Annotated in this window: 16 protein-coding genes; 11 read left to right on the top strand and 5 right to left on the bottom strand. The window is 74.4% G+C overall.

Going from position 1 to position 23832, the window contains the following annotated elements; translation table 11 throughout:
* The first annotated feature begins 51 nt into the window (after positions 1 to 51).
* From OG550_RS16975 to OG550_RS16955, 5 genes are all read left to right on the top strand, one after another.
* On the top strand, positions 52 to 942 hold the full coding sequence (locus OG550_RS16975; RefSeq protein ID WP_327678426.1) for a sterol desaturase family protein: 891 nt from the start codon (positions 52 to 54) through the stop codon (positions 940 to 942).
* A 233-nt stretch (positions 943 to 1175) separates the two neighbouring features.
* The gene (locus OG550_RS16970; RefSeq protein ID WP_327678424.1) at positions 1176 to 10910 is read left to right on the top strand and encodes a non-ribosomal peptide synthetase/type I polyketide synthase; all 9735 of its coding nucleotides are present in this window, start codon (positions 1176 to 1178) and stop codon (positions 10908 to 10910) included.
* Between the two features lie 88 nt (positions 10911 to 10998).
* Positions 10999 to 12189: a cytochrome P450 gene (locus OG550_RS16965; RefSeq protein ID WP_327678422.1), complete on the top strand. Its 1191-nt coding sequence runs from the start codon at positions 10999 to 11001 to the stop codon at positions 12187 to 12189.
* Between the two features lie 52 nt (positions 12190 to 12241).
* On the top strand, positions 12242 to 14011 hold the full coding sequence (locus OG550_RS16960; RefSeq protein WP_327678420.1) for a phytoene desaturase family protein: 1770 nt from the start codon (positions 12242 to 12244) through the stop codon (positions 14009 to 14011).
* Positions 14008 to 15066, top strand: coding sequence for an MDR family NADP-dependent oxidoreductase (locus tag OG550_RS16955; RefSeq protein ID WP_327678418.1), 1059 nt, complete (start codon positions 14008 to 14010; stop codon positions 15064 to 15066). The genes OG550_RS16960 and OG550_RS16955 overlap by 4 nt, the downstream gene beginning before the upstream one ends.
* A gap of 48 nt (positions 15067 to 15114) precedes the next feature.
* Here the strand turns inward: OG550_RS16955 and OG550_RS16950 are convergent, their stop codons facing one another.
* From OG550_RS16950 to OG550_RS16940, 3 genes are all read right to left on the bottom strand, one after another.
* Positions 15115 to 15699, bottom strand: coding sequence for a TrmH family RNA methyltransferase (locus OG550_RS16950; protein WP_327678416.1), 585 nt, complete (start codon positions 15697 to 15699; stop codon positions 15115 to 15117).
* Positions 15696 to 16340, bottom strand: a complete 645-nt coding sequence (locus OG550_RS16945) for a class I SAM-dependent methyltransferase (RefSeq protein WP_327678414.1) — start codon at positions 16338 to 16340, stop codon at positions 15696 to 15698. Before OG550_RS16945 ends, OG550_RS16950 begins: the two co-directional genes overlap by 4 nt.
* Positions 16341 to 16523: 183 nt before the next feature.
* Positions 16524 to 16994 carry a carboxymuconolactone decarboxylase family protein gene (locus OG550_RS16940; protein ID WP_327678413.1) on the bottom strand — a complete coding sequence of 157 codons (471 nt, stop codon included), beginning with the start codon at positions 16992 to 16994 and terminating at the stop codon, positions 16524 to 16526.
* Positions 16995 to 17193: 199 nt separating this feature from the next.
* Between OG550_RS16940 and OG550_RS16935 the strand changes: the two genes are divergently transcribed.
* A complete protein-coding gene (locus tag OG550_RS16935) occupies positions 17194 to 17388 on the top strand; it encodes a hypothetical protein (RefSeq protein ID WP_327678410.1) in 195 nt (64 codons plus the stop codon).
* Positions 17389 to 17433: 45 nt separating this feature from the next.
* Here the strand turns inward: OG550_RS16935 and OG550_RS16930 are convergent, their stop codons facing one another.
* On the bottom strand, positions 17434 to 19866 hold the full coding sequence (locus OG550_RS16930; protein WP_327678408.1) for a lysylphosphatidylglycerol synthase transmembrane domain-containing protein: 2433 nt from the start codon (positions 19864 to 19866) through the stop codon (positions 17434 to 17436).
* A 314-nt stretch (positions 19867 to 20180) separates the two neighbouring features.
* Between OG550_RS16930 and OG550_RS16925 the strand changes: the two genes are divergently transcribed.
* The 3 genes from OG550_RS16925 (at position 20181) to OG550_RS16915 (ending at position 22095) form a co-directional block, all read left to right on the top strand.
* Positions 20181 to 20447 carry a UBP-type zinc finger domain-containing protein gene (locus OG550_RS16925; RefSeq protein WP_327678407.1) on the top strand — a complete coding sequence of 89 codons (267 nt, stop codon included), beginning with the start codon at positions 20181 to 20183 and terminating at the stop codon, positions 20445 to 20447.
* Positions 20448 to 20605: 158 nt separating this feature from the next.
* Positions 20606 to 20878 carry a hypothetical protein gene (locus OG550_RS16920; protein ID WP_327678405.1) on the top strand — a complete coding sequence of 91 codons (273 nt, stop codon included), beginning with the start codon at positions 20606 to 20608 and terminating at the stop codon, positions 20876 to 20878.
* A gap of 212 nt (positions 20879 to 21090) precedes the next feature.
* Positions 21091 to 22095, top strand: coding sequence for a sigma-70 family RNA polymerase sigma factor (locus OG550_RS16915; protein WP_327678403.1), 1005 nt, complete (start codon positions 21091 to 21093; stop codon positions 22093 to 22095).
* Here the strand turns inward: OG550_RS16915 and OG550_RS16910 are convergent.
* Complete coding sequence (locus OG550_RS16910; RefSeq protein ID WP_327678401.1) at positions 21976 to 22611, bottom strand: STAS domain-containing protein; 636 nt, start codon at positions 22609 to 22611, stop codon at positions 21976 to 21978. The two genes, OG550_RS16915 and OG550_RS16910, sit on opposite strands and share 120 nt — an antisense overlap.
* 162 nt (positions 22612 to 22773) lie before the next feature.
* Here OG550_RS16910 and OG550_RS16905 point away from each other — a divergent pair, with 162 nt between their 5' ends.
* Positions 22774 to 23211 carry an SRPBCC family protein gene (locus OG550_RS16905; RefSeq protein WP_327678400.1) on the top strand — a complete coding sequence of 146 codons (438 nt, stop codon included), beginning with the start codon at positions 22774 to 22776 and terminating at the stop codon, positions 23209 to 23211.
* Between the two features lie 108 nt (positions 23212 to 23319).
* Positions 23320 to 23811 (top strand): NUDIX hydrolase, encoded by a 492-nt coding sequence (locus tag OG550_RS16900; RefSeq protein WP_327678398.1) that lies wholly within the window; start codon positions 23320 to 23322, stop codon positions 23809 to 23811.
* Positions 23812 to 23832 lie beyond the last annotated feature (21 nt).

Below are 23832 nucleotides of genomic sequence, written 5' to 3'. Positions count from 1 at the left end.
GAACGAACACTTTCGGTGACCGTTCGACGGTGGACTGCGAAGGGGGTCGTCATGGGCGGGCAGCTTCGAACCGTGCTGCGCCACGTCGCGTACCCGTCCCTGCTGGTCGCGGTGGTGGCGATAGCGGTCGCGGCCCTGCGCCTGCGCTGGGATCTCGGCCGCGTGAGCCAGCTCTTCCTGGTCGGCACCATCGCCTATCTGGCGCTGCTGGAATGGTTGATTCCGTACGAACCGGAATGGACTCCCAGCGTGCGCGAGTGGGGCTGGTACGGGGTCTACTTCGTGCTGACGATGATCGGCGGAGCCCTGGCCCAGGTGCCCGTGGCGGCCCTCGTCGGCTGGCTGGCGCCGCCGCAGCCGGCCCTGTCGCTCTGGGTGGAGGTCCCGGCGGCGCTGCTGCTCGGCTCGCTGGCCAACTACCTGGTCCACCGGTGGTGCCACACCAGCCCCCGGCTCTGGCGGTTGCACGGCGTGCACCACGTGCCCGACAAGGTGAACGTCGCCAACAACGGGGTCAACCACCTGCTGGACGTGCTGCTCACCCAGGCCGCGGTCCAGGTCTCGCTGGCGCTGGCCGGGTTCTCCGGGCAGGCGGTGTTCGCGGTGGGCCTGTTCGTGCTCGCCCAGGGCTACTTCGTGCACGCCAACATCGACGTCCGGATCGGGCTGCTCAACCACGTCCTCGCCGGCCCCGAACAGCACCGGCTGCACCACAGCGTCGACCTGGCGGAGGCCGGCCACTACGGTTCGGACCTCTCCGTCTGGGACCACGCCTTCGGCAGCTTCACCTGGCGGCCCGGTCGGCGGCCGGTCGCGGTGGGGCTGCAGGACCCGGCCGACTTCCCCGCCACCGGGGAGGTGATCGCCAGTCACCTCCAGGCCTGGCGCCGACCGGTGCGTGCCGACGACTCCCCAACCGGCTCCACCAGACCGGCCGGCTAGGACGGACCGGCCAGGACGGCCCGAGCCAGGCCGTCCGACCGGGCCGACCGGCCCCGCAAGACCGTCCCACCGTCCGCGCCGACCAGGCCCTCCGGCTCGCTTCCCCTGGCCCACCTCCCCGGCCGCCCCGGCTCCCGGCCTGCCCGGAGTCGGGCCGCGGCCGCTGTCCCCATGTCCGTGCGGCCCTCCCACACCCGTGCCGCGCGCGAACGCAGCGACTCAAGGACTCGACCATGACGGATTCATGCTTCGCCGCATCCCCCGACTTCCCTGATACCGCCGACACCGCCGACACCGCCGACACCGCCGACACCGCCACCCTCGCCGGCTCCGCCGCCCGTACGGACGCCGGAGCCCTTGCCGACGGCACGGGCTCCGGTGCCGCCGCCGGACCGGCCACCCGTCCGCACGTCGCCGCCGCCCCCTCCCCGGCCGACGGCGACCGGGAGAAGATCGCGATCATCGGGATCGGCTGCCGCCTGCCCGGCGGGGCCTGCGACCACCGGTCGTTCTGGCAGAACCTGGTCGACGGCAAGGACTGCATCACGCCGACCCCGCGCAGCAGGTACGACGTGGCGACCCTGGGCAGCCGGGACAAGGCCAAGCCGGGCCGGCTGGTCGGCGGCCGGGGCGGCTACATCGACGGGTTCGACGAGTTCGACCCGGCGTTCTTCGGCATCAGCGGCCGCGAGGCCGACCACATGGACCCGCAGCAGCGGAAGCTGCTGGAAGTGGCCTGGGAGGCGCTGGAGGACGGCGGCCAGAAGCCGGCCGAGCTGGCGGGCCGTGAGGTCGGCGTCTACGTCGGCGCGTTCACCCTGGACTACAAGATCCTCCAGTTCTCGGACCTCTCCTTCGAGACCCTGGCCGCGCACACCGCCACCGGCACCATGATGACGATGGTGTCGAACCGCATCTCGCACTGCTTCGACTTCCGCGGCCCCAGCGTCTCGCTCGACACCGCCTGCTCCTCCTCCCTGGTCGCCGTCCACCTCGCCGCGCAGAGCCTGCTGCGCGGCGAGACCGACCTCGCGCTGGCCGGCGGCACCCTGCTGCACCTCGCGCCGCAGTACACGATCGCCGAGACCAAGGGCGGGTTCCTCTCCCCGCAGGGCCGTTCGCGCACCTTCGACGCGGCGGCCGACGGCTACGTCCGGGCCGAGGGCGTCGCGGTGGTCGCGCTCAAACGGCTCTCCGACGCGGTCCGCGACGGCGACCCGGTGCACGCCGTCATCATCGGCAGCGGCGTCAACCAGGACGGCCGCACCAACGGCATCACCGTGCCCAACCCGGACGCGCAGGTCGCGCTGATCGAGCGGGTCTGCGCCGAGGCCGGGATCGTCCCGGGCAGCCTCCAGTACGTCGAGGCGCACGGCACCTCCACCCCGGTCGGCGACCCGATCGAGGCGAACGCCCTGGCCCGGGCGCTGGCCGTCGGCCGCCGCCCCGGCGACCGGTGCTACGTCGGCTCGGTGAAGACCAACATCGGGCACACCGAGTCGGCCTCCGGCCTGGCCGGGCTGATCAAGTCCGCGCTGGCGCTCAAGCACCGGCTCATCCCGCCGCACATCAACCTGGAGCGGCTCAACCCGGCGATCGACCCGGCCACCCTGCCGTACGAGATCCCCACCGAGCCGACGGCCTGGCCGGCGCACGAGGGGCCGGCCAGGGCCGGGGTCAACTCCTTCGGGTTCGGCGGCACCAACGCGCACGTCCTGCTGGAGGCCGCCCCGGTGCCCCACCCGGTGTCGCAGCCGGAGCCGCACCCGCACCCGGAGCCGGACCGCGCGCAGGCGGCGGAGGAGCCGGGCGGGGAGCCCGTCTGGACGGTGCTGCCGCTCACCGCCCGGGAGCCCGCCGCGCTGCCCGAGCTGGCCGCCGGCGTGCAGGCCGAGCTGGCCGGCGTCCGCGGCGGCACCCCGGCCCGCCCGGCCGACCTCGGCCACACCCTGGCCCACCGCCGCCAGCACCACGACGCCCGGCTCTCGGTGGTCTACGACTCCCGCGAGCACGCCGCCCGCGCCTCGCTGGACGAGGCGTTCGGCGCCTACCTGCGGGGCGAGCCGCACCCCCGGGTGGTCACCGGGCAGCGCCGCGAGCCCCGGAACCGCCGACTGGCCTGGGTCTTCACCGGGATGGGCCCGCAGTGGTGGGCGATGGGCCGCCGGCTCTTCGCCACCGAACCCGTCTACCGGGAGGCGGTCGAGCGCTGCGCGGAGCACCTGGCCGAGCTCACCGGCTGGTGCCTGACCGAGGAGCTGGCCGCCGACGAGGCGCGCTCCCGGATGTCCGAGACCTGGCTCGCCCAGCCCGCCAACTTCGCCGTGCAGGTCGGGCTGGCCGCGCTCTGGCGCAGCCGCGGCGTCCGCCCGGACGCCGTCGTCGGCCACTCCACCGGGGAGGTCGCCGCCTTCCACGAGGCCGGCGTCTACGACCTCGCCGACGCCGTCAAGGTGGTGGTCCACCGCAGCCGGCTCCAGCAGAAGCTGGCCGGGACGGGCGGCATGCTGGCCGTCGCGCTCACCGAGGCGGAGGCGGTCCGCCGGCTCCGCCCGTACGGCGACGCGGTCTCGGTGGCCGCGATCAACAGCCCGGCCTCGCTCACCCTCGCCGGGGACGAGACGGTGCTGGCCGAACTGGCCGCCGCACTCACCGCCGAGCAGGTCTTCGCCCGCCCGCTGACGGTCGAAGTGCCCTACCACAGTGCCCGGATGGAGCTGATCAAGGACGAGCTGCTGGAGTCGCTCGCCGACCTCAAGGCCCGTCCGGCCCAGGTGCCGCTCCACCTCACCGGGCGCACGGGCACCGCGCACGGCACCGAACTGGACGCGGGCTACTGGTGGCACAACGTCCGCGACAGCGTCCGCTTCCAGCAGGCGGTCGAGCGGCTGTCGGACGACGGGTACACCCTCTTCCTGGAGATCGGCCCGCACCCGGTGCTCGGCCGTTCGATCCAGGAGACCGTGGAGGCCCGCGCGGGGGGTGCCGACCGGCCCGAGGTCCGCACCCTGCCCTCGATCCGCCGCCAGGAGGACGAGCAGGGCACCTTCACCGCCTCGTTGGCCGCCCTGCACAACCTCGGGGTGGAGGTCGACTGGTCGGTGCTCCAGCCCGCCGGTCGGACGGTGCCGCTGCCGCGCTACCCGTTCCGGCGGGACCGGCACTGGGTCGAGCCCCGGCCGGTCGAGGCGGTCCGGCAGGGCCGGCTGGACCACCCCCTGCTCGGCCGCCGGCTGGCCGGTGCCGAGCCGGCCTGGGAGGCCCGGCTGGACGCCGAGGCGCTGCCCTACCTGGAGGACCACCGGATCCAGGGCGACGTGCTCTTCCCCGCCGCCGGGTACCTGGAGATGGCCGTCCAGGCGGTCCGCGCGCTGACCGGCGGCACCGACGTCGCCCTGGCCGGCATCGAGCTGCGCAAGGCCCTCTTCCTCCCCGACGACGGGAGCCGCGCCGTCCGGCTCACCCTCTCCGCCGAGCTCGGCGGCTTCACCATCGCGACCGGCCCCGCGGTCCCCGGCGGGGACGCCGGCCCGGCGGAGGGCGGAGCCGGGGGCGGCCCCGAGCGCACCGTGCACGCCGTCGGCACCGTACGGCCCGGCCAGCGCAGCCGCCCGGCGCGGCCGCTGGACGTCGCGGCGATCCGCGACCGTTCCGTCCGGCACCTGACCGGGCCGGACTGCTACGCCGCGCTGGCCGCGCTCGGCTACCACTACGGTCCGGCGTTCCAGGGCATCGACGAGGTCTGGATCGGCCCCGGCGAGGCGCTGGCACGGGTCCGGCCGACGGCGGCGGTCGCCGGTCAGGGCGCCGGCCACCAGGTGCACCCGGTGGTGATGGACGCCTTCTTCCAGACCCTGCTCACCCCCCAGCTGCTGGCGGAGGTCCCCGACGGCGCGGGCACCGCGCCGGCCACCGGGATCCGGCTGCCGGTCGCCATCGAGGAGGTCCGGCTGGACGCGGTCGGTGAACGCCCGCTCTGGGTGCACGCGACCGTCACCCGGGACGCCGGTGCCGAACTGGTCGGCGACATCGCGGTGCACGACGAGCGCGGCACCGCGCTCGGCGGGATCACCGGGTTCCGGGCCGCCGACGTCGAACAGGCGGCCACCGCGGTCGGCCTGTCCACCATCGACGGCTGGCTCGCCGAACCGGTCTGGACGGAGCTGCCGGAGGCCGCCGCAACCCCCGACCTGCTGGCCGAACACCCCGACCACTGGCTGCTGTTCGCCGACCGGCAGGGCGTCGCCGAGGCGCTGGCCGGGCGGATCGCCGCGCGCGGCGGCAGCTGCCAGCTGGTCCTCCCGGCCGACGGCTACCGGCCCGCGGCCGACGGCCGCCCGGCCGCCGTCGAGCCCGGCTCCGCCGCCGACCTCGCCCGGCTGCTGGCCGACCGGCGGGCCTCCGGCGCACCCGACCCGGCCGCCGTCGTCCACCTCTGGAACCTCGACCGGCCGGAGCTGGGCACCGCCGACCAGGCCGCCGTGGCGGCCCACACCGCTGCCGGCGCGTACAGCCTGGTCACGCTCGCCGCCCTGCTGTCCGCCGAACTCTCGGACAGCAGACTGCACGTCGTCACCCGCTCGGCGCAGGCCACCGTGCCCGGTGAGCCGGTCGAACCGCTCGGTGCGCCCGCCTGGGGGATCGGCCGGGTGCTGCGCCACCAGGAGCTGCCGGGCCATCCGGGCAAGCTGGTCGACCTCGGGCCGGCCACCGCACCCGCCGATCCCGTCCCTCCCGCTGATCCCGCCGATCCCACCCTCACCCCCACCGCCGCCGACGCCGAGGCGGCCGCGCTGCTGCGCGAGTTCGCGCTCGCCGACGAGGACGAGATCGCGCTCCGCCCGGGCCGGCGGCTGACCAGCCGGCTCCGCCCGGCCGCCGGACTGACCCGGCCGCTCCCGCCCGGCCTCCGTCCGGACGCCGCCTACCTGGTGACCGGCGCGTTCGGGGCGCTCGGCCGGCTGCTCTGCCGCACCCTGGTCCGGCGCGGCGCCCGCCGGCTGATCCTGGTCGGCCGCAGCCCGCTGCCGCCGCGCGAGCAGTGGCGCGACCTCGACCCGGCGAGCCCGGAGGGCCGGCGCACGGCCTTCCTGCGCGAGCTGGAGTCGCTGGGCGCGGAGCCGGTCCCGGCGCCGCTGGACGTCACCGACGAGTCCGCGCTGGCCGCCTGGCTGGCCGAGTACCGGCGGCTGGACCGGCCGCCGATCCGCGGGGTCTTCCACCTGGCCGGGCAGGTCCGGGACACCCTGGTGGGCGAACTCGACCGCGGGACCTTCGACGCCGTCCACGCGCCCAAGGTCCTCGGGGCCTTCGCCCTGCACCGGCAGCTGGCCGGCGAACCGCTCGACCACTTCGTGCTGTTCGCGTCCATCGCCTCGCTGCTGACCACCGCGGGCCAGACCAACTACGCCGCGGGGAACGCCTTCCTGGACGCCCTGGCCCATCACCGCCGCTCCCTCGGCCTGCCCGCGCTGAGCCTCGACTGGGGGCCCTGGGCCACCGGCATGATCGAGGAGCTGGGCCTGATCGACCACTACCGGAACAGCCGCGGCATGAGCTCGCTGGCCCCGGAGACCGGAATGGCCGTCCTGGAGCGGGTGCTGGGCCAGGACCGGGCCCAGCTGCTGGTCGCCACCGTGGTCGACTGGCCGGTCTTCCTCTCCTGGTACCCGGCCCCGCCGCCGCTGGTCGCGGACCTCGCCGCGAGCGCCCGGGAGGCCGCCCCGGTGGCGGAGCGGGCCGGGCTGCTGGACGCGCTGCGGGCGGCCGGCGAGGCGGAGCGGGCGGCACTGCTCGCCGAACGGTTCACCCTGCTGGCCGCCACGGTGCTCCGGGCGCCGGTCGAGCAGATCGAGCCCACCACCGGCCTCGGCGCCCTCGGCCTGGACTCGCTGCTCGCGATGGAGCTCCGCGCCCGGCTCAACACCGAACTCGGCACCACCCTCCCGGTGGTGGCGCTGCTGAGCAACGCCCCGGTGGGCGAGCTGGTCGCCCGGCTGGGCGAGTCGCTGGCCGAGCTGCTCGACGAGGACCCGGCGGGCACCGGCACCGCCGGGGTCGAGCGGCACGAGGACGCGACCGCGTACCCGCTGACGCAGAACCAGAAGGCGCTCTGGTTCCTCAAGCAGCTCAACCCCGACGGCTTCGCCTACAACATCGGCGGGGCGGTGGAGGTCCGGGTGGAGCTGGAGCCGGAGCTCATGGCCGCGGCCTTCCGGGCCATGGTCGAGCGGCACCCCAGCCTGCGGGCCAACTTCGTGCTCGACGGCGGCCGTGCCGTGCAGCGGATCTCGGCCGCCGCGGAGCCGGACTTCGGGGTGTTCGACGTGGAGCGGCTGGCCTGGGAGGACATCCACGCGCTGATCGTCCGCGAGTACCGCAGGCCGTACGACCTGGAGCGGGATCCACTGGTGCGGTTCCGGCTGTTCCGGCGCGGCCCGGACCGCTGGGTGATCATGAAGGCCGTCCACCACATCATCTCGGACGCGATCTCCACCTTCACCTTCATCGAGGAACTGCTCGCCGTCTACGAGGGGCTGCGACAGGGCCGGGCGCCCGAGCTGCCGCCGGTCACCGCGCGCTACCTGGACTTCCTCAACCGGCAGAACGCGTTCCTGGCGGGTCGCGAGGCGCCGAGGATGCTCGACTACTGGCGCTCGCACCTGCCGGCCGAGGTGCCGATCCTCAGCCTGCCCACCGACAAGCCGCGTCCGGCGGTGCAGACCCACAACGGCGCCTCCGAGTTCTTCGTCCTCGACGAGGAGCTCAGCGCGCGGGTGCACGCGCTGGCCCGCGAGCACAACGTCACCGTCTTCATGGTGCTGCTCAGCGCCTACTACCTGCTGCTGCACGCCTACGCGGGCCAGGACGACATCATCGTCGGCAGCCCGGTGACCGGCCGCACCGACGAGGAGTTCGCCGGCGTCTACGGCTACTTCGTCAACCCGCTGCCGCTGCACGTCTCGCTGGCCGGCGAGCCGACCGTGGCCGAGCTGCTGGACCGGGTGCGGACCACGGTGCTGGGCGGGCTGGACCACCAGGAGTACCCGTTCGTGCTGCTGGTGGAGAAGCTCGGGCTGCAGCACGACCCGAGCCGTTCCGCGGTCTTCCAGGCGATGTTCATCCTGCTCCACCACAAGGTGGCCACCGAGAAGTACGGCTACCACCTGGAGTACATCGAACTCCCGGAGGAGGAGGGGCAGTTCGACCTCACCCTGTCCGCCTACGAGGACGAGGCGGAGCGCCGCTTCCACTGCGTCCTCAAGTACAACACCGACCTCTTCCTCCCCGGGACGATGGCCCGGCTGGCCGGGCACTACGTCAACCTGTTGGAGGGCCTGACCACGGCCGGCCCCGGGCGGGCGGCCACCGGTCTGGAGCTGCTCGGCCGTGAGGAGCGCGCCCTGGTGCTCCGCCGGTGGAGCGGTGCCGAACGCCGGGTGGCCCACCGGGAGCCGGTGCACGAGCTGGTCCTGCGCGCGGCCGCGGCCGATCCGGCGGCGCTCGCGGTGGTGGCGCCGGACGGGTCCGGTCCGGCCGTGCGGCTGAGCTACGGCGAGCTGGCCGAGCGCTCCGGCCGGGCCGCCGCCCGGCTGCGCGCGCTGGGCGCCGGTCCCGGCACCGTGGTGGCGCTCGCCCTGGAGAAGTCGCCGGAGCTGATCGTCGCCCTGCTCGCGGTGCTCCGCACCGGTGCCGCGTACCTGCCGCTCGACCCCGGCCACCCGGCCGACCGGCTGGCCTACATGGTCGAGCGCGCCGGTGCCGGGCTGCTGGTCGGCGACGACCGCCCGGGGACGGGGGAGCGGCTCGGCGGGCTGCCCGGCCGGCTGGTGACCACGGCCGAACTGGACGAGGGGGACGACGGGGACGGCGGGGACGGGGGGTTCACCGTCGCCGCGGTGTCCCCCGAGGACCCGGCGTACGTGATCTACACCTCCGGTTCCACCGGCCGGCCCAAGGCCGTCCGGGTCGGCCACGGCAACCTGGCCTCGGCCTACCAGGCGTGGCGCGCCGAGTACCGGCTGGACACCGACGTCAGGGTGCACCTCCAGATGGCCGGTCCGTCCTTCGACGTCTTCACCGGGGACGTGGTCCGCGCGCTCTGCTCGGGCGGCGCCCTGGTGCTGGTCGGCCGGGACCTGCTGTTCGACACCGCCCGGCTCCACGAGGTGATGCGCACCGAGCGGGTGGACGCCGCCGAGTTCGTCCCCGCGGTGGTCCGGACGGTCGTCGGCCACTGCGAACGGACCGGCCTCGACCTGGAGTTCATGCGGCTGCTGGTGGTCGGCTCGGACGTCTGGAAGGTCGAGGAGTTCGAGCGGCTGCGGGCCCTCTGCGGGCCGGAGACCAGGCTGGTCAACTCCTACGGCCTCACCGAGGCCACCATCGACAGCGCCTACTTCGAGGGACCGGCGGACACGCTGGAGCCCAGCCGGATGGTCCCGATCGGACGGCCGTTCCCGAACAGCGCGTTCTACCTCCTCGACGGGCACGGGCGGCCGGTCCCGCCCGGCGTCACCGGCGAGCTGTGGATCGGCGGCTCCGGAGTCGCGCTCGGCTACGCCGGGGACGACGAGCAGACCGCCGACCGGTTCGCCGTCCTGCCGCTCGGCGGCACCGACGGCACCGAGCCGGTCCGGCTCTACCGCACCGGGGACCTCGCCCGCTGGGACGCCGAGGGCGGGGTGCACCTGCTCGGCCGGGCCGACTCGCAGATCAAGGTGCGCGGCCACCGGATCGAACTCGGGGAGATCGAGACCCAGCTCGCCGAGTGGCCCGAACTGGAGCGGGCGGTGGTCACCGTCCGGCCCGACCACGGCGGCGAGCACGTGCTCTGCGCGTACTGCGTGCCGGCGCCCGGGCGGACGCTCGACCGCCGCGCCCTCCGCCGCCACCTGGCCGGCTACCTGCCGACCTTCATGATCCCGACCCACTTCACCGAGCTGTGCACGCTGCCGCTCACGGCCAACGGCAAGGTGGACGTCACCGCGCTGCCGGCCCCCCGGGCGGACGCCGCGGACGGGGCCGCCGAGCCGCCGGTCACCCTCTACGAGGTCCGGATGGCCGAGCACTGGCAGGCCCTGCTGGGCATCGAGCAGCCCGGCCTGCAGCACGACTTCTTCGAGTCCGGCGGATCCTCGATCCGGCTGATCGAGCTGATCCACGGCCTGCAGACCGAGTTCGACATCAGGATCCCGGTCAGCCTGCTCTTCAAGGTCACCACCCTGCACGGGATGGCGAAGACCGTCGAGGCCATCGTCACCGGCCGGGTCGAGGGCGCCCAGCCGTACCTCAGGTTCAACCAGGAGCAGCAGCAGACCCTGTTCTGCTTCCCGCCCGCGGGCGGCCACGGGCTGGTCTACCGCCAGTTCGCCGCGCACCTGCCGGAGTACCGGATGGTCGCCTTCAACTACGTGACCGGGGACGACAAGGTCGACCGGTACGCGGACCTGGTCGAGTCGCTCCAGCCGGACGGACCGTGCGCCCTGCTCGGCTACTCCCTCGGCGGCAACCTCGCCTTCGAGGTGGCCAAGGAACTGGAGCGGCGCGGGAGGGCGGTGCCCAACGTCGTGATCATGGACTCGCACCGGATCCCGGAGTCCTTCGACCTCGCCGACGAGCACGTCCAGGCCTTCGAGCGCGAGCTGGCCGAACACCTCCAGCGGCACACCGGCTCGGCCGTGGTGGCCCAGGAGACCCGCGAACAGGCCAGGGACTACCTGCGGTTCTGCAGCCGCACGCCGAACCTCGGAGTGGTCACCGCCGCGCTCAGCGTGATCTCCGACGACGAGAAGGTCTCCCTCTACGAGGCCGGCCGGCACGGCGCGTGGCACGGGAGCTCGGCCACCCGGACGGCGGTCTTCAAGGGTTTCGGCACCCACGCCGAGATGCTCGACCACGAGTTCATCGCCCACAACGCCGGGCTCGCCCGGTCGATCCTCACCGGAGCCGACGCCCATGTGTCCTGAGACCGGAATCGGCCTGCCCGCCCCGGGCCGGTCGCGCGGAGCCGCCCCCGGCGGCACCGGCACCCCCGCACGAGAGGCGGACCCGCTCATGCTCAGGCAGCACCAGCCGCTGTCCTACCCCTTCGAGGCGCCCGGCCTCGAACTCCACCCCGCCTACGCCGAGTTGCGGGACCAGCCGCTGGTGCGGATCCGTCTGCCGTACGGCGACGGCGCCTGGCTGGCCACCCGGTACGAGGACGTCCGGACGGTGCTCGCCGACCCGCGGTTCAGCCTCGCCGCCGCGATGGACCAGGACCAGCCCCGGATGCGCCCGGTCGCCCGCACCGGCGCCGGCCTCTTCTCCACCGAGCCGCCCGAGCACACCAGGCTCCGCTCGCTGGTCGCCCGGGAGTTCAGCGCCCGCCGGGTCGAACGGCTGCGGGTGCGCGCCCGCGAGCTGGCCGACGAGCTGATCGACGGCATGACCGCCGCCGGGCAGCCCGCCGACCTGGTCGAGGGCTTCGCCATCCCGATGCCCACCACCATCATCTGCGAGGTGCTCGGCATCCCCGCCGAGGACCACCGGATGCTCTGGGGCTGGGCCGAGACGGTGCTCTCCGCCGTCACCCCCGGCGAGGTGCTCGCCGTCGAGGGCCGGGCGTTCATCGACTACATGGCCGGCGTGCTGGAGCTGCGCGGCCGGGAGCCCGGCGACGACCTGCTCACCGTGCTGGTCCGGGCCTGCCGCGAGCAGCGGCTGATCAGCGAGGAGGAGCTGCTCTCGATCGCCTGCGACCTGCTGATCGCCGGCTTCGTCTCCACCACCAACCAGATCGGCAACTTCTTCCACCAACTGCTCGTCAACCCCGAGGAGCTGCAGCGGCTGCGGGAGCGGCCCGAGCTGATCCCCAAGGCCGTCGAGGAGCTGATGCGGTACGTGCCGCTGCTCACCGGCTTCAGCCTGCCCCGGTACGCCACCGCCGACGTCGAACTGGGCGGGGTCACCATCCGGGCCGGCGAGGCGGTGATGATCGCCACCGCCGCCGCCAACCGCGACCCGGAGGTGTTCGAGGAGCCGGAGCGCCTGGTCCTGGACCGCCAGGGCAACCCGCACATCGGCTTCGGCCACGGGGTGCACTACTGCATCGGCGCCCACCTGGCCCGGCTGGAGCTCCAGGTGGCGATCGAGCGGGTGCTGGGCCGCCTCCCCGGACTGCGGCTGGCCGTCCCCGAGCGCGAACTGCGCTGGAAGGAGGACGCGATGGTGAACGGCCTGCAGGCGCTCCCGGTCGCCTGGTGAGCACCCCCCGACAACGGCAACGCACTCCACGGTACGGACGAGGAAGGCTGGAATGACGACACGGGAACCGGTCGCCGGGCGCCGCCGAGAGACGATGATCATCGTCGGCGGCGGCCTCGGCGGCCTCTCCACCGGGTGCTACGCCCGGATGAACGGCTACCGGACGCAGATCTTCGAGATGCACGAGATCCCCGGCGGCTCGTGCACCGGCTGGGACCGCAGCGACTTCACCTTCGACTGGTGCATCAGCTGGCTGCTCGGCAACGGACCGGGCAACGAGATGTACCAGATCTGGCTCGAACTGGGCGCGCTCCAGGGCAAGGAGATGCGCCACTTCGACGTGTTCAACATCGTCCGGGGCCGGGACGGCCGGGCGGTCCGCTTCTACTCCGACCCGGACCGGCTGGAGGCGCACCTGCTCGCCCTCTCGCCGGCCGACGCGGCGCCGATCCGGGAGTTCTGCGCCGGCATCCGGACCTTCCGGAAGGCGCTCGCGGTCTACCCGTTCCTCAAACCGGTCGGGCTGATGGGCCGGCTGGAGCGGTGGCGGATGCTGGCCTCGTTCGTGCCGTACTTCAACACCATCCGCAAGTCGATCACGGTGCTGATGACCGACTTCGCGCTGCGGTTCCGCGACCCGCTGCTGCGCGAGGCGTTCAACTTCATCCTCTACGAGAAGCACCCGGCCTTCCCGGTGCTGCCGTTCTACTTCCAACTGGCCTCGCACGCCAACCAGGCCGCCGGGGTGCCCGAGGGCGGTTCGCTCGGGCTCGCCCGGTCGATCGAGGAGCGGTACCGCAAGCTCGGCGGCGAGATCACCTACAACGCCAAGGTCGAGGAGATCCTCGTCGAGCAGGACCGCGCGGTCGGCGTGCGGCTCAGCGACGGCCGGGAGTTCCGGGCCGACATCGTGGTCTCCGCCGCCGACGGCCACACCACGGTGATGAAGCTGCTCAAGGGCCGGTACCTCAACGACACCTACCGGCGGCTCTACACCTCGCTGATCGACGAGCCCGGCCAGCTGTCGCCCGGCTACGTCTCCCTGTTCCTGGGGCTGCGCAAGCCCTTCCCGCAGGGCGACCCGTGCACCACCTACCTGCTGACCGAGCAGGAGGCGAGCGCGCTGACCGGGATCCGCTGCCACTCGATGAACGTGCAGTTCCGCACCCGGCACTACCCGGAGCTGGCACCGAGCGAGTCGACGGTGGTGTTCGCGACGTACTTCTCGGACATCGCCCCCTGGCGGGCGCTGCACGAGGGGCCGGAGCAGTCCTCCCGGGTGCGCCGCGGCGAGGAGCTGCACACCCTGCCGGTCAAGCACGGGCGGGAGTACATGGCGGCCAAGCGGCGGGTCCGCAACGGCATCGCCGCCTTCCTGGACGAGCGGTTCCCCGGGTTCAAGGACGCGGTGGCCGTCGCCGACGTCTCGACCCCGCTCACCCAGGTCCGCTACACCGGCGTCTACGACGGCACCTTCCCGGGCTGGAACCCGTTCGTGGAGGGCGCGGAGACGGTCGAGGAGGAGATCAAGAAGAGCGGTCCGGTGCTGCCGGGGCTGTCGGACTTCTACCTCTCCGGGGTCTGGGCGACCATCGGCGGCCTGATCCGGGCGGCCGCCGCCGGCCGGCACGTCATGCAGTTCATCTGCCGTGACGACGGACTGGAGTTCACCGCCGAGGTCGACCGGAGCGCGCCGCCGCCGACGCACCGGATCATCCCGGTGGGCGGGCCGCCCCGGCAGGCCCGGCAGGGCGGGGCGACCGCCGAGGAGCGCGACGGCGCGGAGGACACCGAGACCATGGAGACGGGAGCCCTGGCATGAGGATCGAGAAGTGGGTCGTCCGGGAGCACCTGGACGGGGTGCCCGACGTCAACCGGATCTACCGGAAGGTCGTCGAGGAGGTGGAGATCGACCTCCGTCCGGACGAGATGCTCTTCCGGACGCGGTACGTCTCGGTCGACCCGTACCAGAACGGGCTCGCCCTGGAGACGCCGATCGGCCACCACATGGGCGCCGACTCGATCATGGAGGTGGTCGAGGCGGGGCCGGAGGCGGCGTTCCGGGTCGGCGACCTGGTGCAGGGCTTCGGCGGCTGGCGGAGCCACGTCGTGCACAACGGCGCCGAGGAGCTGTGGAAGACCGGCACCTTCCCGATGGTGTTCCCGGCCTACCGCCGCCTCGACCCGGCCTGGTACGACGAGCGGCTGCCGGTCTCCACGGCCCTCGGCATCATGGGCGCGCCCGGCATGACGGCCTGGGGCACGCTGACCCGGTTCATGACCGTCCGCCCCGGCGACACCGTGGTGATCAGCGGCGCGTCCGGTTCGATCGGCACCCTGGTCGGCCAGCTGGCCAGGCGGGCCGGCGCCGGCCGGGTGGTCGGCACCACCGCCTCGCCGGGCAAGGCCGAGTACCTGCGGGGGCTGGGGTTCGACGAGGTGGTCCTCTACGACCAGGCCGACGACGCCGAGAAGGTCCGTCAGGCGCTGCTGCTCGCCGCCCCCGACGGGGTCGACCGGTACTTCGACAACCTGGGCGGCACCGTGACCGACGCGGTGTTCACCATGCTCAACGTGGACAGCCAGGTGGCCGTCTGCTGGCAGTGGGCGACCACGGTGAACGGTGACCTCACCGGGCCCCGGCTGCTCCCGTACATCATGTTCCCGCGCACCACGATCCGCGGGATCTTCGCCCAGGAGTGGTTCACGGAGCCGCTGCTGGCACAGATGCACCGGGAGCTGGGCGGGCTGGTCCGGGACGGCGAGGTCCGCTACCACCAGACCGTGCACAAGGGGTTCGACGAGATCCCGAAGGCCTACCGGAGCCTCTACCTCGACCGGGAGGCCAACCGGGGCAAGGTCCTCGTCGAGGTCTGACACCGGCCGCCGGCGGGAGGGGGCGCCCCCTCCCGCCGGGGCGGGCGGTCAGTCGTCGTCGAGGCCGTCCGCGTCGAAGCCGCCGGCGTCCGAGCCGTCCGGGGCGCCGGTGATCGCGTAGCCCTGGCGGCGCGCCTCGTAGCAGGCCACCGTCGCGGCGGCGGAGACGTTCAGCGAGCCGACCCGGCCCAGCTGCGGCACGAACACCACCTGGTCGCAGAGGGCCAGCGCGTCCGGCGTGATCCCGCGGTCCTCGTGGCCGAGGACGAAGGCGACCGCCGGGGTCAGCTGGGCGGCGAACATCGGCACCGCCTCGTCGGCCAGCTCCAGACCGACCACCTTGTAGCCGTCGCCCTTGGCCGCGGCCACGGCCTCGGCGACCGTCGGGAAGTGCTCGACCTTGAGGTACTTGTCGGTGCCCATCGCGGCCTTCTGCGCACCCGACGAGCGCACCGACGGGGTGTCGCCGGTGAGGTAGAGCTTCTCCGCGCCCATGGCGGCGGCGGTCCGGACGATCGAGCCGACGTTGAACGGCGACTGCAGGTTCTCCAGGATCATCGCGAGCCGGAACTCGTTGCCACGCCGCCACTGGCGGTGCAGCCGCTTCAGTTCGGTCCCGCGGAGCTGCTTCACGACGTCGTACCTCGTCCACTCTCGGGGCCCTCGCCCGCCGTGGGGCGGGGCCGCGCTTCCAGGATCCGGAACCCGTTCACCGACGTGACGCGGGTGGTCGGGAAACCCTGGTCGTTCAGCCACTTCTGCAGCGAGTCGGAGCCCAGGTGCTTCTGGACCACCAGGAACGCCGAGCCGTCCGGGGTGAGCCGGCCGAGCCACTGCTCCAGCAGGCGGCGCAGCTCGGTCTTGCCGATCCGGATCGGCGGGTTGGAGTAGATCGCCGCGAACCGCTGGTCGGCGGGGACCTCCTCGGGCAGCGCGGCCTGCACGTTGCCCAGCCGCAGCGCCTCGGCGTTCAGCCGGACCAGCTCCAGCGCGCGGGTGTTGACGTCCACCGCCCAGACCGGCAGCCGCTTGCGCCGGCTCGCCCAGGTCAGCGCGATCGGGCCGTAGCCGCAGCCGATGTCCAGGATCGGGCCGCGCACCCGGGGCGGGGGCGCGTGCTCCAGCAGGATCCGGGTGCCCGGGTCCAGCCGGGTGCGGGAGAAGACGCCCGCGTCGGTGGTCAGTTCCAGGGTGAGGTCCGGCAGGGTGACCGTGATCGGACGGCGCTCGCTGGCGACCTCGGGTGCACCGGTGAAGTAGTGCGAGCCGGACATGATTTCCCCGTCGTTCGTAAGGGCCTCGGGGCCACCGGGAGGTGTGGGTAAGCCCTGCTGGTACGGCACCGATCGTACCCCCGGTGGCCTGCGGCCCGTTCGCCCCGGCGGTCCGTCCGCCCCGGCGGGCCGGTCGGCCGGGTGTGCACCGGGAGCCCCGCGCCCGGCCTCCCGCGAGGCGCCTCAGGCGGCGACGGGGGTCTTGCGGGTGGCCACGTTGATCCGGTTCCAGGCGTTGATCGTGTAGCAGAGCGAGATCAGCTGGGCGAGCTCCTTCTCGTCGAACAGGGCGGCGGCCCGCCCGTACACCTCGTCGGAGACCCCGTCGCCGATGCGGGTGACCGCCTCGGCGAGCGCCAGGGCCGCGCGCTCGCGCTCGCTGTAGACCCCGGCCGGGGCCTCGCGCCAGACCGGCAGCAGATAGATCCGCTCGTCGCTCTCACCGGCCTTCCGGGCGTCCTTGACGTGCATGTCCAGGCAGTAGGCGCAGCCGTTGAGCTGGGAGGAGCGGACCTGCACCAGTTCGACCATGGCCGGGTCGAGGCCCTCGCGGGCGGCGGCGTCCAGGGCGATCATCGCGCGGAAGACCTTGGGCGCGGTGCGGGCGTAGTCGAGGCGGGCGGCAGGCCCGGCGGGGTGCTCGTTCGTCGTCACGGCTACGACCCTAGGAGCCGGGTGAACCCCGGTCGGGGTGCATTCGGTGGACGTTTCCACGGGTCAATCCGGTGGACCGGGCGGTGCCCGACAACACGCCGGGCGGTGGGCGGCGCGTCGCGCCGGGACGGTCGACGGCGGATACTTCCAGTACCCCCACCGTGCCCGAGGGAGCCTCCGAGCAGCGAGGACGGACGCCATGCCGCAGAACCACGAGGACTACCTGGACGAGGTCGACGAATCCGCGGAGCCGGACGACGGGGCGGAGGAGGGCGACGAGTACGACGAGCTGGCCGAGCGCCGGGCGCTCGGGGCGGACCCGGCCACGGACGTCGCGGACGTGGCCGAGCAGAGCCGGGTCGTCCAGCTCGACGAGGACGAGTACCGGGAGTAGCGCGGGCGCCGGCGGCTCCCACCGGGGTCACGGCTCCCGCCGGGGTCACAGCGCCCGGCGGCGCTGCAGCCAGGTGAACGCCGCCCAGCCCGGCAGCACCGGGAGGACGAGGGTGAGCAGCCGGTAGAGCGCGACGGCGGCCAGCGCCCCGCCCTCCTCCATCGACGCGGTGTGCTCCAGCAGCGTCACCAGCGCAGTGTCCACGACGCCGGCCCCGCCGGGGGTCGGCGCCGCGCTGCCGGCCGCGTTGCCGATCAGGAGCACCACCGCGACGGAGGCGAAGGCCGGCTCCCGCCCGACCGCCCGGGCGCAGCAGTACAGGCAGGCGACCAGCGAGATCGAGACCAGCAGCTGACCGGTGACGCCGACCGCGAGCCGCCCCGGGTTGCGCAGGAGTTCCAGCAGCCGGGGCAGCACCTCGGCGGTCAGCGGGCGCAGCCGGGCGGTCAGCCAGCGCCGGGCCGGCGGTACGGCGGACACCGCGGCCAGCAGGACGGCCGCCACGGTGAGGCCGCCGACCACGGCCGGCAGGGCGTCCAGCTCGGAGCCGCCGGGCTCCAGTCCCAGCAGGTAGACGAAGGCGCCGAGCTGCAGCAGGTGCAGCACCAGGCCGAGGAGCTGGCCCACGCCGACGCTGGACACCGCCTGCGCGGTCGGGATGCCGGCCCGCTGGAGGAAGCGGATGTTCAGGGCGACGCCCCCCACCCCGCCGGGGGAGACCAGCTTCACGAACGAGCCGGCGACCTGGGCGAGCACCGCGTTGCGGAAGTCCAGCCGCTCCGGGACGAAGCCGACGAAGCCCATCGCCGACATGACGTGGCTGGAGGCCGCGGCGAGCAGGGCGAGGACGAGCCAGAGCGGGTCGGCGTCGATGACGGCGGCGACCGGGTTCTGTTCGGTGGCGAAGAGCTGGGGCAGCAGCAGCCAGCCGGCCACGACCCCGCCGCCGACGGCGAGCAGGGTGCGGGGTCGGAGCCGCTCCAGCCTGACCGGGCGGACCGGCGCCTGCGGCTGGGTGCGGAGCACCTCGGCGCGGATGGCGTCGAGCAGGTCGGGCGGCGTCTGCGTCTGCGCGGCGGTGTCCGGTGCGTCCACCGCAGCGGGCACGGAGCGCTGGGGCGGCACGGTCGCCGACGGCGAGCAGGGTGCGGCCGCGGCGGACCGCTTGAGGGCGTGCCGGGTGCTGCGGGCCAGGGCGATCGGCTGCAGCAGCGGGAGGGCGGCGCCGACCGCGTCGGGGCCGAGCACCGCCACCGCGGCCCGGACCGACCGTTCGGCGCCGGTGCGCAGGGCGAAGGTGGTGAGCAGCTGGGCGATGTCGCTGCGCAGGACGAGGTCGCTCGCCGCGATGTCGCCGTCCGCGAAGTCCACCAGGTGCACCGATCCCGCCGCGTCGACCAGCAGCGCGGACGGGACCAGTGCCCGGTGCGAGATCTCGCGCCGCTGGAGCAGTGCGAGCTGGCCCCAGGCGTCGGCGAGCAGCGCGTCGGTGACCTCCCCGTCGGCGAGCCGGTCCAGCGTGCGACCGGGCAGGCGCTCGTACGCGACCAGCGCGGTCTCCCGGCCGAGCTCGGCGGTGGCGGCGATCCGGCGGGTGCGGACCCCGGCGGCGACGGCCGCGTAGGAGACCAGGGCCTCGTGCTCCAGGCCGGTGCGGAGCGAGCGGAGGGCCCGCGGGTGCGGGGCGGTCCGCAGCCGCAGCCGGCGCCAGGCCCGTTGCACCAGGGCGGCGGTGACCGCCTGCCGGTCGAGGAGCTGGACGTCGAGGTCCGGGCGGCCGGGCTCCTGGTGGACGAGGTAGCGGTCGGGGCCGGCGGGGGCGGCGGCGACCGGGCGCAGGCCCGCCTCGCGCAGGCTGTGCAGGATCTGCGCGGGCCGGGGCCGGGGATCCGGGGTGCCGACGGCGTAGCGGGTGCCGTGGGCGACCGTCCAGCCGATCAGCAGGCCGAGCAGCAGGGCGGTCGGGGTGGCGAACCCGCCGGCCAGCCCGGCGAGCCCGGAGAGGGTCAGCAGGCTCCGCGGCACCCGTCGTTCACGGGCCCCGGAGGCGGTGAGGAAGGCGAGGACGGGGGCGAGGTAGCCGTAGACCGGCTCGGTGCGGGCGAGGGTGTCGCCGGGCAGGAGCTGGGTCAGCGCGGAGACCAGGGAGAGGGGCGCGGCGCCGTCGACCCAGAGGTCGAGGGCGAGCGAGACGCCGTACGCGAGGACGGCGGCCAGCAGGCCGTCGGCGAGGTGCTGGAGCACCTGCCGCCGGTCGGGGACCACGCCGAGCAGCCGGCGGGTCGCCGAGTACGCGGGGACGAGCAGTAACGCGGCGGTGGTGAGGCCGGCGGCGATGCCGGCCAGCGGGCGCGGCACGAGTTCGGCGGCCTGGGCGACGTCGGCGGCGATGCCGCCGGTGGTGGCGCGGGCGTAGTCGGCGAGCAGGAGGGCGAGGGTGATCGCGCCGAGGCCGACGAGGAGGCGGATCAGCGCCACGGGCTCCCGGACCCGGCCGGTGCGGGCGGGGCCCGGTCCGCGGGGCGGCCCCGCGGCGGGGTCCGTCGGCGCAGGGCCGGGTGCCTCCGCGGTGGGGGTGCCACCGGTGTCGCTGTTCGTTCTCCCCGTCACGTCCGCCACGGTTTGCATGCTCCCACGCCGGGTTCGGGCGGCGGCCGGGGGTGTCCGGTGCGGCCGTCGTGGGCCCGCGGCGGGGCGCGCGGCCCCGGGTCCGCGCGCATCCGGTGCCGGGCGGGTCCGGAGCGGAGCGTGTCTTGGACGCCGGGCGGGGCGGCCCTCACTACTCTGCGTCCATGAGTGCCTGCGAAGACCTCGCCGCCGCACCCCGGGACATCGCGCCCCTCCCGCCCACGGACGGCTGCGCCGACTGCCTGGCCGAGGGGAGCCGGGACTGGGTGCACCTGCGGGTCTGCCTGGACTGCGGCCACATCGGCTGCTGCGACTTCTCGCCGCGGCGGCACGCCACCTCGCACTTCCACAACAGCTCCCATCCGGTGATCCGCTCGTACGAGCAGGGCGAGGACTGGCGCTGGTGCTACGTGCACGAGGTGATGGGCTGAGCGGCGGGCCGGGGCGGCGGCCGGGACGGTGGTCGCCGCCGGGCCCGGCGCGAGGGCGGACACGGGAGGTGTAATCCGGTGATAATCGGGACATAACGCCCGTGCGGTCTTTCCGGCCGACACCAGTCCGGCCGGCCGCCGCCGAAGGGAGGCCGACGATGACCAAGCGAACACCGGGCAGCACCCACAAGCTCCGCAGGGGCACCCAGGAGCTGCTGGAACGCCGCGGCATGGAGATGAGCCCGACGACGCTCCCACCCAGGCTGAGCACCGGCGCCCCGGCGGGGGCCACCGGTGGGTACGGCGCCGGCGCGGCCTTCCGGCACGGAGGCAGGGACGCCCCGACGGGGTCCATGCACTCCGCGCCCGCGATGCACGCCGAGCTCAAGGGCCACCGCCACCGCGGGGCCGAGAAGCACTCCGCGCACTGACCCGCACCGGGTGCACCGCGTGCGCGCCGGGTGCGCGCCGTTCCGTCCGCGGGGGCGGGAGCCCGTTCCGAAGGCTCCCGCCCCCGCGGACGTCCCCGCGGCCACCGTCCGGTGGCCCGGGCCGCGCGCGGGCCGCGGCGCTGTCGGTGGCCTGCGGTACGTTCGTGCCGATCGCCGGCAGGGCCGGAACGGTGCGGGACGGGGGCGGGACGATGGCCGACCTGATGACCGAGGAGCCGGTCGAGCTCCAGCTGGAGCGGTACCGGACGGAGTTGACCGGTTACTGCTATCGCATGCTCGGCTCCGTCTTCGAGGCCGAGGACGCGGTGCAGGAGACGATGGTCCGGGCCTGGCGCGGGTACCGCGGCTTCGAGGGCCGCGCCGCGCTGCGCTCCTGGCTGTACCGGATCGCCACCAACGTCTGCCTCGACGCGCTGAACGGCCGCAACGCCCGCGCCCGCCCGATGGACCTGGCCGGCCCGTCCACCGTGGCCACCGCGACCGACGCGCAGCTGCCCGAGGTCACCTGGATCGGCCCGGCGCCGGACGGCCGGGTGCTGCCCGAGACGGGCGACCCGGCCGAGGTGGCCGCCCAGCGGGAGTCGGTGCGGCTCGCCTTCGTCTCCGTGCTCCAGCGGTTGGCGCCCCGGCAGCGTGCGGTGCTGATCCTGCGCGAGGTGCTCGGCTGGAAGGCCGCCGAGGTCGCCGACCTGCTCGGCGTCACCGTCGCCTCGGTCAACAGCGCACTCCAGCGGGCGCGCGCCACGCTCGCCACCGACACCGCCGCCGCCCGCCCGGCCGCCGTGCTGGACGAGGACCACCGCGCCCTGCTGACCCGCTACGTCAGCGCCTTCGAGGCCTACGACATGGACGGGCTGGCCGCGCTGCTGCACGAGGACGTCACGCTCAACATGCCGCCGTTCGCGCTGTGGCTGACCGGGCGGGCGGACATCCGCGAGTGGATGCTCGGCCCGGGCCACGGCTGCCGGGGTTCCCGGCTGGTGCCGGTGGAGGCCAACGGCAGCCCGGCCTTCGGGCAGTACCGGCCGAGCCCGGAGGGCGGCCACGAGCCGTGGGCCCTGATCGTGCTGGAGGTCTCAGAGGGCCGGATCACCGGGCTCTCCAACTTCCTCGACACCGACACGCTCTTCCCGCTGTTCGGCCTGCCGCCCCGGCTGGAGGCGGGGCGGGAGACCGGCCCGGAGGGCGGGCGGTAGGCCCGGTGGGCGGGCGGGCCACCGGTCCGGCCGCAGGTCGGACGGTGCGCCAGGCGGTGAAGCGGACGGGGGAGTGAACGGCGCGTCAGGCGGGAGGTCGGGTGAGGGGGCCGGCCGGGGGCCCGGCACCCGGTCGGCGGGCGGGCCTGGCCACACTTCGGGCCACGTGTCGGCCCGTGCCCCGGCCCACGCGTCGGGCCTGAGGTCGTGCAGGGCGGCCGGGTCCGCCGGGTCCGCCGGGTCCGCGGCGGCGGCCTCCGCGGAGTCCTCGACCGGGAGGACGGCGGCCAGCCCGCTGAACGCGAGCAGTTCCCGCAGGGGGCCGCTCGCGTTCCGCAGGACCAGGCCCACGCCCTGCCGGGCCGCGGCGAGCCGGAGTCGGGCGAGCGCGTCGACGACGGCGAGGTCGGGGGCGGCCAGGGCGCCGAGGTCACAGGTCACCGGGCCCCGGGTGGTCGGTTCGGTCTTCGGCTGGGTGTTCACGTAGGTGAGACCGGCGCGGCGGGCCCGGCTCATCGGCCGGCGGAAGGATTCCGGAAGGATTTCCCGGGATTCCCGGAAGAAGTTCTCCGGGGAGCGATGAGTTTCGGGCAGCGGTCCGGTCTACCCCTCTGAAAGCGCGACACCGGCCCGGGAACGCGGTCGGACAGGGAACAAGAGACAGAGGGAACAGACGACATGAGCGAGATCCTCGGCGAGCTGACCATCACCCGCGAGCTGCCCGCCGCCCCGGCGGACGTCTTCCGCGCGTACGTCGAGCCCGAGCAGTTCGTCCGCTTCTGGGGGCCGGTCGGCACGCACGTGCCGCTGGACACCGTGACCATCGAGCCGGTGGTCGGCGGCCGTTTCGACAGCACGATGGTGATCGACGGGACGGGCGACCGCCACCCGGTGCGGGGCACCATCACGGCGATCCGGGAGGGCGAGCTGCTGGAGTTCGTCGAGGACGGCATCGGCATGACGGGCAGCCTCACCTTCGTCGACCTGGGCGGGGGCCGCACCCGGGTGGTCATGCAGCAGCGGGACGTCCCGGCGATGTACCTGGGCCCGGAGGCCGAGGCCGGTCTCAACTCCAGCTTCGACCGCCTGGTGGAGCACCTCGCGGGCCGCGGCTGACCCGGCGGCCGGCCGACGGCGGTCGGCCCGCGGGGCCGCGGGCTGACCGCGGCGGACCGGGATGGCAGAGTGGGGCGCAGCAGTCCCCTGAGCCGGAGGAGGTCCGTCGTGGCGGCCGAGCCGTTGAAGTCCCGTGAAGAGTGGTTGGCCTCGCTGCCCCGGATCTACGCGGCGGCGGGGTGCGTGCTGCGGGACGAGTCCGGACGGCTCCTGATCGTCAAGGCCGGCTACCGGGAGTACTGGCAGTTCCCGGGCGGGACGATCGACCTCGGCGAGGGGCCGGCCGAGTGCGCGGTCCGGGAGCTGGAGGAGGAGACCGGGATCGTCGGCCGGGCCGGCGACCTGCTGGCCATCTCCTGGACCCACCCGTCGGACGAACTCGACCACCCGGCCCAGCACTTCCTGTTCGACTTCGGTACGGTCCCGGACGGCACCCCCGTGACCGTCCCGGCCGGTGAACTGGACGACCACCGCTGGGTCGATGACGCGGAGGCGCTCGAACTGCTGGGTCCGGCGCGGTCGTTGCGGCTCCGGGCGGCGATGGAGGCGGCGGTCGACGGGCGGGTGCGGATCGTCACCACCCACGTTTCGGGGTTCTGAGCCCGCGGTGCGGGAGTTCCG

Origin of the sequence: Kitasatospora sp. NBC_00458, from assembly GCF_036013975.1 — a bacterium.
Classification (GTDB): Bacteria; Actinomycetota; Actinomycetes; order Streptomycetales; family Streptomycetaceae; genus Kitasatospora.
The sequence above is the reverse complement of the archived record's forward strand: the minus strand, read 5'-3'. Positions and strand labels throughout refer to the sequence as shown.

Excerpts from the sequence above, each read along its gene's own strand:
- OG550_RS16975 (WP_327678426.1), top strand. The coding sequence starts at position 52 with ATGGGCGGGCAGCTTCGAACCGTGCTGCGCCACGTCGCGTACCCGTCC.
- OG550_RS16970 (WP_327678424.1), top strand. The coding sequence starts at position 1,176 with ATGACGGATTCATGCTTCGCCGCATCCCCCGACTTCCCTGATACCGCC.
- OG550_RS16965 (WP_327678422.1), top strand. The coding sequence starts at position 10,999 with ATGCTCAGGCAGCACCAGCCGCTGTCCTACCCCTTCGAGGCGCCCGGC.
- OG550_RS16960 (WP_327678420.1), top strand. The coding sequence starts at position 12,242 with ATGACGACACGGGAACCGGTCGCCGGGCGCCGCCGAGAGACGATGATC.
- OG550_RS16955 (WP_327678418.1), top strand. The coding sequence starts at position 14,008 with ATGAGGATCGAGAAGTGGGTCGTCCGGGAGCACCTGGACGGGGTGCCC.
- OG550_RS16945 (WP_327678414.1), bottom strand. The coding sequence starts at position 16,340 with ATGTCCGGCTCGCACTACTTCACCGGTGCACCCGAGGTCGCCAGCGAG.
- OG550_RS16935 (WP_327678410.1), top strand. The coding sequence starts at position 17,194 with ATGCCGCAGAACCACGAGGACTACCTGGACGAGGTCGACGAATCCGCG.
- OG550_RS16925 (WP_327678407.1), top strand. The coding sequence starts at position 20,181 with ATGAGTGCCTGCGAAGACCTCGCCGCCGCACCCCGGGACATCGCGCCC.
- OG550_RS16920 (WP_327678405.1), top strand. The coding sequence starts at position 20,606 with ATGACCAAGCGAACACCGGGCAGCACCCACAAGCTCCGCAGGGGCACC.
- OG550_RS16915 (WP_327678403.1), top strand. The coding sequence starts at position 21,091 with ATGGCCGACCTGATGACCGAGGAGCCGGTCGAGCTCCAGCTGGAGCGG.
- OG550_RS16910 (WP_327678401.1), bottom strand. The coding sequence starts at position 22,611 with ATGAGCCGGGCCCGCCGCGCCGGTCTCACCTACGTGAACACCCAGCCG.
- OG550_RS16905 (WP_327678400.1), top strand. The coding sequence starts at position 22,774 with ATGAGCGAGATCCTCGGCGAGCTGACCATCACCCGCGAGCTGCCCGCC.